Annotated in this window: 12 protein-coding genes and 1 pseudogene; 11 read left to right on the top strand and 2 right to left on the bottom strand. The window is 74.0% G+C overall.

Annotation, left to right across the window (positions count from 1 at the left end):
* Positions 1 to 110: 110 nt before the first annotated feature.
* From KV205_RS12010 to KV205_RS11990, 5 genes and pseudogenes are all read left to right on the top strand, one after another.
* Positions 111 to 1,166: pseudogene (locus tag KV205_RS12010) on the top strand (type III polyketide synthase); the annotation flags it as partial.
* A gap of 362 nt (positions 1,167 to 1,528) precedes the next feature.
* Positions 1,529 to 2,752 (top strand): cytochrome P450, encoded by a 1,224-nt coding sequence (locus tag KV205_RS12005; protein WP_265864167.1) that lies wholly within the window; start codon positions 1,529 to 1,531, stop codon positions 2,750 to 2,752.
* A 16-nt stretch (positions 2,753 to 2,768) separates the two neighbouring features.
* Positions 2,769 to 3,344 (top strand): cupin domain-containing protein, encoded by a 576-nt coding sequence (locus tag KV205_RS12000; RefSeq protein ID WP_265864166.1) that lies wholly within the window; start codon positions 2,769 to 2,771, stop codon positions 3,342 to 3,344.
* The gene (locus KV205_RS11995) at positions 3,341 to 4,564 is read left to right on the top strand and encodes a cytochrome P450 (protein WP_265864165.1); all 1,224 of its coding nucleotides are present in this window, start codon (positions 3,341 to 3,343) and stop codon (positions 4,562 to 4,564) included. Before KV205_RS12000 ends, KV205_RS11995 begins: the two co-directional genes overlap by 4 nt.
* Positions 4,565 to 4,605: 41 nt before the next feature.
* On the top strand, positions 4,606 to 5,382 hold the full coding sequence (locus KV205_RS11990) for a GNAT family N-acetyltransferase (protein WP_265864164.1): 777 nt from the start codon (positions 4,606 to 4,608) through the stop codon (positions 5,380 to 5,382).
* 13 nt (positions 5,383 to 5,395) lie between these two features.
* Here KV205_RS11990 and KV205_RS11985 read toward each other — a convergent pair whose 3' ends face one another.
* Entirely contained in the window at positions 5,396 to 6,262 is an 867-nt protein-coding gene (locus KV205_RS11985) for a pentapeptide repeat-containing protein (protein ID WP_274710353.1), read from the bottom strand.
* A gap of 68 nt (positions 6,263 to 6,330) precedes the next feature.
* Here KV205_RS11985 and KV205_RS11980 point away from each other — a divergent pair, with 68 nt between their 5' ends.
* Positions 6,331 to 7,851, top strand: coding sequence for an alpha/beta fold hydrolase (locus KV205_RS11980; RefSeq protein WP_265864162.1), 1,521 nt, complete (start codon positions 6,331 to 6,333; stop codon positions 7,849 to 7,851).
* A gap of 24 nt (positions 7,852 to 7,875) precedes the next feature.
* Here the strand turns inward: KV205_RS11980 and KV205_RS11975 are convergent, their stop codons facing one another.
* Positions 7,876 to 9,522 carry an acyl-CoA synthetase gene (locus KV205_RS11975; protein ID WP_265864161.1) on the bottom strand — a complete coding sequence of 549 codons (1,647 nt, stop codon included), beginning with the start codon at positions 9,520 to 9,522 and terminating at the stop codon, positions 7,876 to 7,878.
* 180 nt (positions 9,523 to 9,702) lie between these two features.
* Here KV205_RS11975 and KV205_RS11970 point away from each other — a divergent pair, with 180 nt between their 5' ends.
* The 5 genes from KV205_RS11970 (at position 9,703) to KV205_RS11950 (ending at position 14,262) form a co-directional block, all read left to right on the top strand.
* Positions 9,703 to 10,524, top strand: coding sequence for a crotonase/enoyl-CoA hydratase family protein (locus tag KV205_RS11970; RefSeq protein ID WP_265864160.1), 822 nt, complete (start codon positions 9,703 to 9,705; stop codon positions 10,522 to 10,524).
* A gap of 153 nt (positions 10,525 to 10,677) precedes the next feature.
* Positions 10,678 to 11,640: a Zn-ribbon domain-containing OB-fold protein gene (locus tag KV205_RS11965; RefSeq protein WP_265864159.1), complete on the top strand. Its 963-nt coding sequence runs from the start codon at positions 10,678 to 10,680 to the stop codon at positions 11,638 to 11,640.
* Entirely contained in the window at positions 11,637 to 12,716 is a 1,080-nt protein-coding gene (locus KV205_RS11960; RefSeq protein WP_265864158.1) for a thiolase domain-containing protein, read from the top strand. Before KV205_RS11965 ends, KV205_RS11960 begins: the two co-directional genes overlap by 4 nt.
* On the top strand, positions 12,709 to 13,875 hold the full coding sequence (locus KV205_RS11955; protein ID WP_265864157.1) for a thiolase domain-containing protein: 1,167 nt from the start codon (positions 12,709 to 12,711) through the stop codon (positions 13,873 to 13,875). The genes KV205_RS11960 and KV205_RS11955 overlap by 8 nt, the downstream gene beginning before the upstream one ends.
* A gap of 114 nt (positions 13,876 to 13,989) precedes the next feature.
* On the top strand, positions 13,990 to 14,262 hold the full coding sequence (locus KV205_RS11950; RefSeq protein ID WP_265864447.1) for a DUF397 domain-containing protein: 273 nt from the start codon (positions 13,990 to 13,992) through the stop codon (positions 14,260 to 14,262).
* Positions 14,263 to 14,317: the final 55 nt, after the last annotated feature.

Below are 14,317 nucleotides of genomic sequence, written 5' to 3'. Positions count from 1 at the left end.
GCGCAGGAACGGTGCTGCGCGGGGGAAAACGGACCCGAAGATGATGCCCGTCCGGTCAGGGCGACACGCCCTACCCACCCACCCCCGGACGAAATGGACCAACGACCACCATGCCTGTCCTGTGCCGTCCCGCCGTCGCCGTGCCCGAGCACGTGATCACGCAGGAGGAGACCCTCGACCTGGCCCGCACGCTCCACGCGGGCCACCCGTCGCTGCCCCTCGTCCTCCGGCTGATCCGCAACACGGGCGTGGCCCGCCGGCATCTGGTGCAGCCCATCGAGCAGACCCTCGCGCACCCCGGCTTCGAGGCCCGCAACGCGCGCTACGAGGCGGAGGCCAAGGCCCGGGTCCCCGGCGTCGTCGCCGAGGCGCTCGGCCACGCCGGGCTCGGACCGCGCGACATCGACCTCATCGTCTACGTCTCCTGCACGGGCTTCATGATGCCCTCGCTCACCGCGTGGATGATCAACAACCTGGGCTTCCGCGACGACACCCGCCAACTGCCCATCGCCCAGCTCGGCTGCGCCGCGGGCGGGGCGGCGATCAACCGCGCCCACGACTTCTGCCGCGCCTACCCCGGCGCCAACGCCCTCGTCGTCGCCTGCGAGTTCTGCTCGCTCTGCTACCAGCCCACCGACCTCACCGTCGGCAACCTGCTCTCCAACGGGCTCTTCGGCGACGCCGTCGCCGCGGCCGTCCTGCGCGGCTCCGGGGGCACCGGAGGCTCCGGAGTCACCGGCATCCGCCTGGAACGCAACGGCTCCCACCTCGTCCCCGGCACCGAGGACTGGATCGCGTACCGGGTCCGCGAGACCGGCTTCCACTTCCTGCTCGACAAGCGGGTCCCCGGCACCATGCAGCAGCTCGCCCCCGCCCTCGTCGAACTCGCCGCCCGGCACGGCCGCGACGCCGGCCGCCAGGACTTCTACCTCGTCCACGCCGGCGGCCCCCGCATCCTCGACGACCTCGGCAAACACCTCGACGTGCCCGCCGACGCCTTCCGCTTCAGCCGGGCCACGCTGACCGAGTACGGCAACATCGCCAGCGCCGTCGTCCTCGACGCCCTGCGCCGCCTCTTCGACGAGGGCGGCCCGACCCCCGGCGCCACCGGAATCCTCGCCGGCTTCGGCCCCGGCATCACCGCCGAGATCTCCCTCGGCAGCTGGACCGGCCCGCGCGCAGGGAACGTGGTGCGGTACGCGGCCGGGGCGGATGCCGCGGCAGGCGCCCCTCACGGGGCGGGTGCCGATCGGGCCCCGGCACGCCTTGCCGCCGGCGGGCACGGCGAGCCGATGCCGCACGCGGCACTCGCGCACGCGGCCTCGGTGCCGCCGGCCGACGCCCCCGGCGACCCGGTGCCGCCCGCCGCCGCAGGGCGCCGCGCCCCGGCCGCGCGTCCCGCCGCCGAGGCGGCCCGCCCCGCCCGTGCCGGCGCCCCCGAACCCGTACCCCCGGCCCTCCCCGTACTGCCCGCTCCCTCCCCTCACCACCACGACAACCCCGTCCCCACGACCCCGGCGGTGGCCCGATGACGACGACCACGACCCCCGACACCAGCGACGAGCCCCATGTCCACTTCTGGGCCGTCCCCGACCTCACCGGACTCGACTTCGATCCGCTCCTCGCCAAGCTCCTCCATGAGGACCCCGTCACCCGGGTCCGGCTTCCGCACGGGGACGGCCATGCCTGGCTGGTCACCCGGTACGAAGACGTCAAGTTCGTCTCCGTCGACCCGCGGTTCAGCCGGCAGGCCGTGTACGGGCGTTCCATCACCCGGCTCGCCCCGCACTTCATCCCGATGGAGGGCGCTGTCGGGTTCGCCGACCCGCCGGACCACACGCGGATGCGCCGGGTCGTGGCCCGGGCCTTCAGCGCGCGGGCGCTGCGCTCGCTGCGCGACCACGCGCAGGAGGTGATGGACCGGCTGCTCGACCGGCTGGAGCGGCACGGTCCGCCGGCCGACCTGATGGAGCTGGTGAACCGGCCCTTCCCGCTCGCCATGGTGAGCGAACTGATGGGCGTCCCCGAGGGCGACCAGCCGCTGATGGCGCACTGGTCCGACACCATCATCTCGGCCGGCGCGGGACGGGAGGCCAGCGAACAGGCCAAGGCGGAGATGGCCCGCTACTTCACCGAGCTGATCGGCCGCAGCCACGGCACCGGCAAGGAGTTCCTGGCCGCCGTCCTCGCCGACGCGATCGACGAGGACACGCTGGACGAGCAGGAGGCCGTCGGCCTCGCCGTGCTCATCCAGATCGGCGGCGCCCACGCCGTCCGCAACAACAGCGCCAACATGGTCTACGCGCTGCTCACCCACCCCGAGCACCTGGCCCGGCTGCGCGCCGAACCCGCCCTGCTGCCGCAGGCCGTCGACGAGCTCCTGCGCTACATCCCGCACCGCAACGCCGTCGGCCTGTCCCGGATCGCCCTGGAGGACGTGGAGGTCGGCGGGACGGTCATCCCGGCCGGCGACCCCGTCTACATCTCGTACCTCACCGCCAACCGCGACCCCGAGGTCTTCGCGGACCCGGAGAAGCTCGACTTCGACCGCGGCTACAACCCGCACGTCGCCTTCGGCCACGGCCCGCACTACTGCCCCGGCTCCGCGCTCGCCCGCATCGAGTCCGAGATCCTGCTCGACACCCTGTGGACCCGCTTCCCCGACCTCAGGCTCGCCGTCCCCGAGGACCAGATCCGCTGGCAGCGCGGCGCGCTCATCCGCGGCCCCGAGACCCTGCCCGTCACCTGGTGAGAGGAACGGACCCGAGATGACCCTCAGCGGCCTCGTCGTGCCCCCGGGCGAGGGCAGGACCCTCGCCACCCCGGCCCAGCACGTCACCTTCAAGGTCACCGGCGAGCACACCCGCACCGCGTCCACCTTCGAAGTGGTCGTCCCGCCGGGCTTCGACGTCGGCGCCCACACCCACGGACGCGCCGAGGAGCTGTTCTACCTCCTCGACGGCGAACTCGAAGTCCTCGCCTTCGAACCCGAGGTGCGCACCGCCGACAGCTGGCGCGGCTGGCGGTCCGCCGACGGCAAGCGGGCGGTCCGGGCCACCCCGGGCACGCTGATGCTCGTGCCGCCCGGCTGCCCGCACGCCTTCGCCAACGTGGGCAGCCGCCCCGCCCGGATGCTGTTCCAGGTCGCGCCGCCCACCTACCACGAGACCTACTTCGAGGAACTCATGGGTATCCTGGGCGCGGCCGGCGGCGGCGAGGTCGACCACGCCGCCATCGAACAGCTCCGCATCCGTTACGACATCGAGCAGATCACCCCGCTCCGGCACGACGCGCACAACGCGCACGACGCCGGAGCCCGGCCGGAGGCCGCGCCCACCCCATGACCCCAGGCCCTCACCAGCGCCCGCACCACGGCCCGGTCGTCCACGACTGGGCCGTGGTCCCGTTGCCCGGCACCGAGTTCGACCCCGTGCCGCACCGCCTCCTCCACGAGGAACCCGTCGCCCGCGTCCGCCTCCCGCACGGCGAGGGCCACGCCTGGCTCGTCACCCGCTACGAGGACGTCAAGCTGATCAGCGCCGACCCCCGGATGAGCCGCGCGCTCACCGTCGGCCGGCCGCTGCCGAGCACCACCCCGCACACCCTCGCCCCGGCCGGCGGCGTCGGCCGCGCCGACCCGCCCGAGCACACCCGGCTGCGCAGGCTCATCGCGCCCACCTTCGGCCGCCGCCGCATCGCCGCCCTGCGCGAGCACACCGAACGGCGCGCCCAGGCCTTCCTCCTGGACCTCGTGGAGACCGGCCCGCCCACCGACATCGCCGAGAGCTTCATCGGCCCGCTGTCGGCCGCGGTCGTCGCCGAACTCCTCGGCGTCCCGGCCGCCGACCTCGACCGCGTCCAGGCCTGGCGCGCGGGGCTGCTCTCCCACGACACCACCGCCGACGCCGGCGAAGCGGTCAAGCGGGAGATCGCCGGCTACTTCGCCGACCTCGCCCGGCACCGGGCCGCCCGTCCCGCCGACGACCTGATCAGCGAACTCGCCGCCGCCCGCGCGGCCGGCGAGCTCAGCGGCCCCGAGCTGGTCTCGATGGCGGTGATGCTCACCCTCAACGGCCTCGACGCCGTCCGCAACATCGTCGCCACCATGGTGTACGTGCTCCTCACCCACCCCGACCAGACCGCCAAGCTGCGCGCCGAACCCGGCCGGCTGCCCCGCGCCGTCGACGAGCTCCTGCGCTACATCCCGCAGCGCAACGGCGTCGGCATGCCCAGGATCGCCACCGCCGACATCGAGGTCGGCGGCGTCACCGTCCGCGCCGGCGAGACCGTCCACGTCTTCTACCCGGCCGCCAACCGCGACCCCGCCGTCTTCACCGATCCCGACCGGCTCGACCTCGCCCGCGACGGCGCCCCGCACCTCGCCTTCGGCCACGGCGCCCACTACTGCGCGGGCGCCCAACTCGCCCGCATGGAGGCCGAGATCATGCTCGGCACCCTGCTCACCCGGCTTCCCGGCCTCGCACTCGCCATTCCGCCCGAACGGATCGCCTGGCGCGCCGGCACCGTCAACCGGGGCCCCGACACCCTGCCCGTCACCTGGTAAATCAGTGGCACCACCGGCGCCGCCGATGCTGGGGTGGGGCCATGGATCTCGCCGCACTGCGCACCCTCTTCGACCGTCAGCTCCGCCTCGACGCCCGCCCCGACGGGCCCGGCGCCCGGGTGGAACGGGACGGCCTCGTCGTCCGCCAGACCGGACCCGCCCACGGCTGGAACGGCATCCTCTGGTCCGGCCTCGGTGCGGACGACGCCGACGCGGCCGTCGCGGCGCAGATCCGGTACTACGAGGCCGCCGGGCGCTCCTTCGAATGGAAGCTGTACGGACACGACGGCCCCGCCGACCTCGCGGCGCGGCTGCTCGCCGCCGGGTTCGTCCCCGAGGACCGGGAGACCGTGATGGTCGCCGAGGCTGCCGCCGTGTCCGCTCCCGTCGACCTCCCCGACGGCGTCGAACTGTGCCCCGTCACCGACGAGGCAGGCGTACGCATGGTGGTGGAGGTGCACGACCGGGCCTTCGGCACCGACAGCTCCGACCTCGGCCGCCGCCTGCTCGACCAGCTCGCCGACGCCCCCGGCACCGCCGTCGCGGTCGTCGCCCTCGCCGACGGCGCACCGGTCAGCACCGCACGCCTCGAACTCCCGCCGGACGCGGACTTCGCCGGGCTGTACGGCGGCGGCACCGTCGAGCCCTGGCGCGGCCGCGGCCTCTACCGCGCCCTGGTCGCCCACCGCGCCCGCATCGCCGCCGCCCACGGCTACCGCTACCTCCAGGTCGACGCCCAGGACACCAGCCGCCCGATCCTCGCCCGCCTCGGCTTCGCCGAGCTGACCACGACGACGCCGTACGTGTACGAGGTCTAGTCCCGTACGGGGCTCAGCGCGTCCAGTGCGCGGGGCGCTCGAAGCCGTCGGGCAGGCGGGTGGCCGCGTCGCCGCGCGCCGCGTTCAGCTGGGGCTGGGTGAGGAACAGCGCCCCGGTCAGGTCCGCCCCCGACAGGTCGGCGTCCCGCAGGTCCGCGCCGATCAGATCGGCGAGCGACAGATCCGCCCCGGTCAGATCGGCCGCGATGAGCAGCGCACCGCGCAGGTCCGCGCCCCGCAGCTTCGCCCCGCGCAGCCGCTTCCCGATCAGGTCCGCGCCCCGCCGGTCCTTCGGCCTGCCACCGGCCGCCGCCCGCACCAGCGCGCTGCTCCGCAGCAGCAGCGGATTCACCTCGGCGCGTACGGGGGCCACGTCCAGCTTCTCCAGGGTGGCGGCGTCCGCACCGGTAAGGCCGGTCACCCGGGCGAGCGCCCGGTCGAGGTCGGCGTGCAGCGGGCGGGTGGCGGCCAGGGCGCGGGCCTCGGTGAGGTAGCGCAGCAGCTCGTACAGCTGGCGCACCACCGGGAACACCTCGTACATCTGCCGGGCGGTCTCCGGTGCCTCGCGCCAGGAGACGCCCACGTACACGACCTGGGAGACGTGCTGGCCGGCGCCGAAGCAGTCGTAGACCGTGCAGCCGGGGAAGCCGGAGTCCCGCAGCCGGGTGTGGATGCCGCAGCGGAAGTCGTCCCGGAGGTTGCGGCAGGGCTCGCCCGAGGCCTTGTTCACGGCGAAGTCGTTCGACTTCGCGAAGGGCAGGGCCACACAGCACAGGCCGAAACAGTTCGCGCAGTCCCCGCGCAGCTCGTCGGGGTGCGGCGCGGCCGGGCGGGTCTGGGACACGGGGGAGGAGCTTCCTTCGCAGGTGGGGGCGGACATCCCACCGTATCGCGCCGACAGCGAAACCCGGTTGCCGCACCCGGCGGGCACCGCCCATGATCACGACCATGCCTCAGTTCACCGCGTACGACGGAACCACCCTCGCCTACCGCACCCTCGGCACCGGGGAACCCCTCGTCGTGCTGCCCGGCGGGCCCATGCGCGACGCGGCCTACCTCGGCGACCTCGGCGGCCTTGCCGCCCACCGCACCCTGATCATCCCCGACCAGCGAGGCGTCGGCGCGAGCGCGACCCCCGACGACCCGGCGAGCTACCGCTGCGACCGGCAGGTCGCGGACGTGGAGGCGCTCCGCGCCCACCTCGGTCTGGAGCGGATCGACCTGCTCGGGCACTCGGCGGGTGCCGCCCTCGCCACCCTGTACGCCGCCGCGCACCCCGGCCGGATCCGCTCCCTCGTCCTGGTCACCGGCGGCACGCGGGCGGTCGGCATCGAGATCTCCGACGAGGAGTGGGACACCGCCGCCGAGGTCTTCGCGGACCAGGACTGGTACCCGGCCGCCCGGGCCGCCCTGGAGGGCATAGGACCGGACACCCCGCTGCAGGAGGAGGCGGAGATCGTCATGCCGTTCGGGTACGGGCGCTGGGACGAGGCCGCCCGCGCCCACGCGGCGGGCGCCGCGACCGAGATGAACTGGGCGGCGGCGAGCGCCTTCTACGCGCCCGGCGCCTTCGACCCCGAGGCCACCCGCGCCGCGCTGCGCGAGCTGACCGCACCCGTCCTCGTCCTCGCGGGCGGGTACGACGCCGGCCCCAGCCCGGCGCGGGCCGCCGAGTTCGCCGCCTGCTTCCCGCACGCCGAGCTCGTCGTACAGCCCGGCGCCGGCCACTACCCGTGGATCGACGACGCCGGCGCCTTCGTCCGCCCGGTCGCCGCCTTCCTCGACCCCGAGGTGCGCACCGTCACCGTCGACGGCGTCCGGCTCGCCTACCGGGTCAGCGGCCCCGAGGGCGCGCCGCCGGTCGTCCTGGTGCACGGCCGCGGCGAGAACAGCACGAACTGGGCCGAGATCGCGGCCGGACTCGCCGCCGACCGGCGGGTGTACGCGCTCGACCTGCGCGGCCACGGACTCAGCGACTGGCCCGGGCACTACGGCTTCGACGTCTTCCGCGACGAGCTCGCCGGCTTCGTGAAGGCCCTCGGCCTGGTCCGTCCCGCCGTCGTCGGCCACTCGATGGGCGGGGCGGCCGTGTACCTCCTCGCCCAGCGCGAGACGGAGCTGCTCGACCGGCTCGTCCTGGAGGACACGCCGGTCTTCTTCCCGCTCGACCCGCCGCGCGGCTTCGTGGAACGCCCGGACGGGCCGCTCGGCTTCGACTGGGCGGTGGTCGCCGCGACCGACGCCCAGCTGAACGAGCCCGACCCGGCCTGGCGCACGGAACTCCCCGAGATCTCCCGCCCCACCCTGATCGTGGCCGGCGGAAAGAGCAGTCATCTGCCGCAGGAGCAGCTGGCCTGGATGGCGGAGGAGATCCAGGACGCCTGGCTCGTCACCATCAAGGCCGGGCATCTGATCCACGAGAAGCGGCCGCGGCAGTTCCTGGAGGCGCTGCGGGAGTTCGGGGTCTGACCGCCGCCCGGCGGAGCCGGACGGTCAGGCGCTGTCCGCCTCAGCCGCCACCGAACGGGCCCAGCGGTAGTCGGCCTTGCCGCTGGGGGAGCGCTGGATGGTGTCGGTGAGCACCAGCTGGCGCGGCACCTTGTATCCGGCGAGCCGGGTGCGGCAGTGGTCCTGGACGGCCGTCAGGTCGAGCGGCGCGGCCCCGTCGCGGAGCTGGACGACGGCGGCCACATGGTTGCCCCACTTCGCGTCGGGCACTCCGGCGACCAGCGCGTCGTACACGTCCGGATGGGACTTGAGTGCCTGCTCGACCTCCTCCGGATAGACCTTCTCGCCGCCGGTGTTGATGCACTGCGAGCCGCGGCCGAGGACGGTGACGATGCCCTCCTCGTCGACGGTGGCCATGTCGCCGAGCAGCACCCAGCGTTCGGCGCCCTTCCGGAAGAAGGTCTCGGCGGTCTTCACCGGGTCGTTGTAGTAGCCGAGCGGCACGTGCCCGCGCTGCGCGAGCCGGCCGACCTCGCCGACCGGCACCGGCTCGTGGGTGGCCGGGTCGACCACCTGGGTGCGCTCGTTGACGACCAGCCGGAAGCCCTTGTCGGGGCCGGAGTCGTCGGTGGCCCGCCCGTTCGAACCGGACTCGGAAGAACCGAAGTTGTTGAGCAGGAGCACGTTCGGCGCGAGCGCCCGGAACTCGTCGCGCACCGTGTCCGACATGATCGCGCCGGAGGACGACAGGCTGAACAGCGAGGACAGATCGGTGCCCTTCAGCGGCCCGTGCAGCGCGTCGACCAGCGGCCGGAGCATCGCGTCGCCGACCAGGGAGACGCTGGACACCTTCTCCTTCTCGATGGTGCGCAGCACCTCCTCGGGCACGTACTTGCGGTGGATGACCACCCGCTGCCCGTAGTCGAAGGCGATGAACGAGGTGAGCGTGGACGTGCCGTGCATCAGCGGGGGAGTGGGGAAGAAGGTGATCCCCGCCCCGCCGGCCGCGACCCGCTCGGCCAGCTCCTCGGGCCGCTTCACCGGCTCGCCGCTCGGGTCCCCGCCGAACAGGCCCGCGAAGAACAGGTCCTCCTGACGCCACATCACCCCCTTCGGCATGCCGGTGGTGCCGCCGGTGTAGATGATGAAGAGGTCGTCGGGCGAGCGCGGCGCGAAGCCCCGCTCCGCTGATCCGGCCGCCTCGGCCGCCGTGAACTCCACGCAGCCGAGGGAGGGCGCGTCCTCGGGCGCGTCCTCGGGCGCGTCCTCGGGCAGGGTCCCCACCCGCACGAGGTGCCGCAGCTTCTCCGTCTGCGGCAGGGCGCCCGCGACGCGCGCCGTGAACTCGGCGTCGAAGACGAGCGCGGCCAGATCGGCGTCGCGGTAGAGGTAGACCAACTCCTCTTCCACGTACCGGTAGTTGACATTGACCGGCACCAGCCGTGCCTTGAGGCAGGCGAGCACGGTCTGCAGGTATTCGACGCCGTTGTACAGATGGAGGCCGAGGTGCTCGCCGGGCTTCAGGCCTGCGTCGATCAGATGGTGGGCCAGCCGGTTGGCGGCGGCGTCCAGCTCGGCATAGGTCAGCCGGCGCTCCGCTCCGGTGCCGGGGTGGTCGACGTACACCAGCGCCTCGCGGTCCGGGACCACGTCGACGACCGATTCGAACAGGTCGGCAAGGTTGTACTCCACCGTTCCTCCTGATCCTGGCCCGCCGGGGACCGTCATTAGAGCGCCGATGGGCGGAGGTGGGAAGAGCCCGCGCAGAAGAATCTGACTAGGTGTCAGAAAACTATTGAAGTGGCCTCGCGACTCCTGCAACCTGTTCCAGAAATGCCGACGGGCGATGACGGGCGACGACGGGAGACATCCATGAGCGGCGGCACCGAACACCGCGGAACCGAGCACCTCACCGTGCGGCGCGAGGGCGCCACACTCGTCCTCACCCTCAACCGGCCCGAGGCGAAGAACGCGCTCTCGCTGCCGATGCTGGTCGGCCTCCACGACGGCTGGCTCGCCGCCGACGCCGATGACACCGTCCGCTCCGTCGTCCTCACCGGCGCCGGCGGCTCGTTCTGCGCCGGCATGGACCTCAAGGCGCTCGCCGGGGACGGCATGGCGGGCGGCGACCGCTACCGGGACCGCATGAAGGCCGACCCCGACCTGCACTGGAAGGCCATGCTGCGCCACCACCGCCCGCGCAAACCGGTCATCGCCGCCGTCGAGGGCCACTGCGTGGCCGGCGGCACCGAGATCCTCCAGGGCACCGACATCCGAGTGGCCGGCGCCTCCGCCACCTTCGGCCTCTTCGAGGTCCGCCGCGGCCTCTTCCCGATCGGCGGCTCCACCGTCCGCCTGCCCCGCCAGATCCCCCGCACCCACGCCCTCGAAATGCTCCTCACCGGCCGCCCGTACACCGCGGAGGAAGCGGCCGGGATCGGGCTGATCGGGCACGTCGTGCCGGACGGCACGGCGCTGGACGCGGCCCTTGAGATCGCCGAGCGGATCAATGCGTGCGGGCCGCTGGCGGTGGAGGCGGTGAAGGCGTCGGTCTACGAGACGGCCGAGATGACGGAGGAGGACGGCCTCGCGGCGGAGTTGGAGCGGGGCTGGCCGATCTTCGCGACGGCGGACGCGAAGGAGGGCGCCACGGCCTTCGCGGAGAAGCGTGCGCCGGTGTACCGCCGGGAGTGACCAGCCCCGCCCCTTGCCGCAGAAGTCCAGCCCCGCCGGCGTTCGAGGCGCGGGGGCAGAGCCCCCGGTTTCGGGAAGGGGCGGGGTGGGGGACAGCCCGCCGCAGGCGCCCCACCCGCACCCCGCACTCCCACCCACCCAAGGAGACCGCCCATGACCGTCACCCCACCGCCGGAGGCGCTCCGCGCCCCCCTCGTCGTCGAGTTCCCCTTCACCCGCTCCCTCGGCCCCGTCCAGTCCGCCTTCCTCACCGGACTGCGCGAACGCACCCTCCTCGGTGTGCGCACCGAGGCCGGACGGATCCTCGTGCCGCCCGTCGAGTACGACCCCGAGACCGCCGCCGAACTGCGCGAACTCGTCGCCCTCGGCGACACCGGCACCGTCACCACCTGGGCCTGGAACCCCGAGCCGCGCCCCGGCCAGCCGCTCGCCACCCCCTTCGCCTGGGTCCTCGTCCGCCCCGACGGCGCCGACACCGCGCTGCTGCACGTCCTCGCCGTGCCCGGCCCCGAGGCCGTCCGCACCGGGATGCGGGTGCGGATCCGGTGGGCCGCCGAGCGCGAGGGCGCCATCACGGACATCGCCTGCTTCGAGCCGTACGAGGGCGCCCCGCCGGAGCCCCGACCCCGCCCGCACGACGGCGTGTTCGGCGACCCCGTCACCGGCATCGTCACCCCCGCCCGGCTGGACTACGACTACACCCCCGGCCGCGCCCAGACCGCCTGGCTGCGGTCGCTCGCCGAGCGCCGTACCGTCGGCGAACGCTGCCCCTCCTGCGCCAAGGTGTACGTGCCGCCCCGCGGCGCCTGCCCCACCTGCGGGGTCGCCACCACCGAGCGCGTCGAGGTCGGGCCGCGCGGCACGGTCACCACCTTCTGCATCGTCAACATCAAGGCGCGCCACCTCGACATCGAGGTGCCGTACGTCTACGCCCACATCGCCCTGGACGGCGCCGGCCTCGCCCTGCACGGGCGGATCGGCGGCATCCCGTACGACCAGGTCCGGATGGGCATGCGGGTCGAACCCGTGTGGACCGAGGGCGGCCGCTACCCCGACCACTACCGGCCCAGCGGCGAGCCGGACGCCGACTACGACACGTACAAGGAGCTGCTGTGAGCGCTGCGCGCCCGAGCCGGGAGGTGGCGATCGTCGCCTTCGCCCAGACCGACCACACCCGGCGCACCGACGACCTCTCCGAGGTCGAGATGCTCATGCCGGTCCTCCACGACGTGCTGCGGCAGACCGGCCTCAAGACCTCCGACATCGGCTTCACCTGCTCCGGCTCCTCCGACTACCTCGCCGGCCGCGCCTTCTCCTTCACCATGGCGCTCGACGGCGTCGGCGCCTGGCCGCCGATCTCCGAGTCCCACGTCGAGGCGGACGGCGCCTGGGCGCTGTACGAGGCCTGGGTCAAGCTGCTCACCGGCGAGGCCGACACCGCCCTCGTCTACGCCTACGGCAAGTCCTCGCCGGGCTCCGTGCGCGACGTGCTCAGCCGTCAGCTCGACCCGTACTACGTCGCCCCGCTCTGGCCCGACTCCGTGGCCCTCGCCGCGCTCCAGGCCCAGGCCCTCGTCGACGCCGGCGACACCGACGAGACGGCGCTCGCCGCGATCGCCGCCCGCAGCCGCGAGGACGCCGCCGCCAACCCGCACGCCCAGCTCCGCGGCGCCCGCCCGCAGGGTCCGTACCAGGTCGCGCCGCTGCGCACCGGCGACTGCCCGCCGGTCGGCGACGGCGCCGCCGCTGTCATCCTGGCCGCCGGGGACCGGGCCCGCGAACTGTGCGCCCGGCCCGCCTGGATCACCGGCATGGACCACCGCATCGAGGCGCACGCGCTCGGTGTCCGCGACCTCACCGACTCGCCCTCCACCCGGCTCGCCGCCGAACGGGCCGGCGCCTTCGACCCGGCCGCCGGCCGGCCCGTCGACACCGCCGAGCTCCACGCGCCCTTCAGCTCCCAGGAGGTCGTGCTGCGCAAGGCCCTCCGCCTCGGCGACGAGGTCCGCGTCAACCCCTCCGGCGGCGCCCTCGCCGCCAACCCCGTGATGGCCGCGGGCCTGATCCGGCTCGGCGAGGCCGCCGCCCGGATCCACCGCGGCGAGTCCGACCGCGCCCTCGCCCACGCCACCTCGGGACCCTGCCTGCAGCAGAACCTCGTCGCCGTCCTGGAAGGGGAGAACCGTGTCTGAGGAACCCGTCGCCGTCGTCGGCATCGGCCAGACCAAGCACGTCGCCGCCCGCCACGACGTCTCCCTCGCCGGGCTGGTCCGCGAGGCCGCCCAGCGGGCCCTCGCGGACGCCGGACTGAGCTGGGCGGACATCGACGCCGTCGTCATCGGCAAGGCCCCCGACTTCTTCGAGGGCGTCATGATGCCGGAGCTGTACCTCGCCGACGCGCTCGGCGCGGTCGGCAAGCCCATGCTCCGGGTCCACACCGCCGGTTCGGTCGGCGGATCCACCGCCCTGGTCGCCGCCAACCTGGTCGCCGCCCGGGTGCACCGCACCGTCCTCACCCTCGCCTTCGAGAAGCAGTCCGAGTCCAACGCCATGTGGGGCCTGTCGCTGCCCGTGCCCTTCCAGCAGCCGCTGCTCGCCGGCGCGGGCGGCTTCTTCGCCCCGCACGTGCGTGCCTACATGCGCCGCACCGGCGCCCCCGACACGATCGGCTCCCTCGTCGCGTACAAGGACCGCCGCAACGCGCTGAAGAACCCGTACGCCCATCTCCACGAGCACGACCTCACCCTGGAGAAGGTGCAGGCGTCCCCGATGCTGTGGGACCCGATCCGCTACTCCGAGACCTGCCCGTCCTCCGACGGCGCCTGCGCCATGATCCTCACCGACCGGACCGGCGCGGCCCGTTCGCCCCATCCGCCGGCCTGGCTGCTCGGCGGCGCCATGCGCAGCGAGCCGACGCTCTTCGCCGGCAAGGACTTCGTCTCCCCGCGGGCCGGCCGGGACTGCGCCGCCGACGTCTACCGGCAGGCCGGGATCACCGACCCCCGCCGCCAGATCGACGCCGTCGAGATGTACGTGCCGTTCTCCTGGTACGAGCCGATGTGGCTGGAGAACCTGGGCTTCGCGGAGGAGGGCGAGGGCTGGAAGCTCACCGAGGCCGGGGTCACCGAACTCGACGGCGACCTGCCCGTGAACCCCTCCGGCGGCGTGCTCTCCACCAACCCCATCGGCGCCTCCGGCATGATCCGCTTCGCCGAGGCCGCCCTGCAGGTACGCGGCCGGGCGGGCGAACACCAGGTCGAGGGGGCGCGCACGGCGCTCGGCCACGCGTACGGCGGGGGCGCGCAGTTCTTCGCCATGTGGCTGGTCGGCGACCGGCCGCCCGCCGTCTGAGGGGTGTCGGCGGTCCGGGCCGGTCGCTACGCTGAGGCCCGGCCCAGCCGCAGAGCGTGACGCGGGCGTCGCGAGAGGAGCACGGACGTGGCGGACAGCACCATCACCGGCCCCATCAGCCAGCAAGGCCTCACCCAGCACGGCCTCACCCGGAACGGCCCGACCCAGCACGGCCTCACCGGGCGGGACGCGCCGGACCTCGACCTGGCGGGGGCGGACTGGCGCTCCGGCAGCCGCGGCGTGGGCGACGTCCAGATCGCGTTCGTGGAGGGCTTCATCGCGATGCGCAACGGACGGACACCCGGGGGCCCGTCGGTCGTGTTCAGCCCGGCCGAGTGGCGCGCCTTCGTGGTGAACGCGCGTGACGGAGAGTTCGACCTGACCTGAGACGGCCGGGCGTGCGCGGTCGCGCCGGCGCGGTGGCCCGGGGGCGCGCGAGAGC

It is taken from the genome of Streptomyces sp. SKN60 (genome assembly GCF_026236535.1).
In the GTDB taxonomy this organism is placed as follows: domain Bacteria; phylum Actinomycetota; class Actinomycetes; order Streptomycetales; family Streptomycetaceae; genus Streptomyces.
Note: the sequence above shows the minus strand (reverse complement) of the source record. Positions and strands in the feature narration are given on the sequence as shown.

Bases quoted from the DNA above. Each gene is read 5' to 3' on its own strand.
- KV205_RS12005 (WP_265864167.1), top strand. From the start codon at position 1,529: ATGACGACGACCACGACCCCCGACACCAGCGACGAGCCCCATGTCCAC.
- KV205_RS12000 (WP_265864166.1), top strand. From the start codon at position 2,769: ATGACCCTCAGCGGCCTCGTCGTGCCCCCGGGCGAGGGCAGGACCCTC.
- KV205_RS11995 (WP_265864165.1), top strand. From the start codon at position 3,341: ATGACCCCAGGCCCTCACCAGCGCCCGCACCACGGCCCGGTCGTCCAC.
- KV205_RS11990 (WP_265864164.1), top strand. From the start codon at position 4,606: ATGGATCTCGCCGCACTGCGCACCCTCTTCGACCGTCAGCTCCGCCTC.
- KV205_RS11985 (WP_274710353.1), bottom strand. From the start codon at position 6,262: ATGTCCGCCCCCACCTGCGAAGGAAGCTCCTCCCCCGTGTCCCAGACC.
- KV205_RS11980 (WP_265864162.1), top strand. From the start codon at position 6,331: ATGCCTCAGTTCACCGCGTACGACGGAACCACCCTCGCCTACCGCACC.
- KV205_RS11970 (WP_265864160.1), top strand. From the start codon at position 9,703: ATGAGCGGCGGCACCGAACACCGCGGAACCGAGCACCTCACCGTGCGG.
- KV205_RS11965 (WP_265864159.1), top strand. From the start codon at position 10,678: ATGACCGTCACCCCACCGCCGGAGGCGCTCCGCGCCCCCCTCGTCGTC.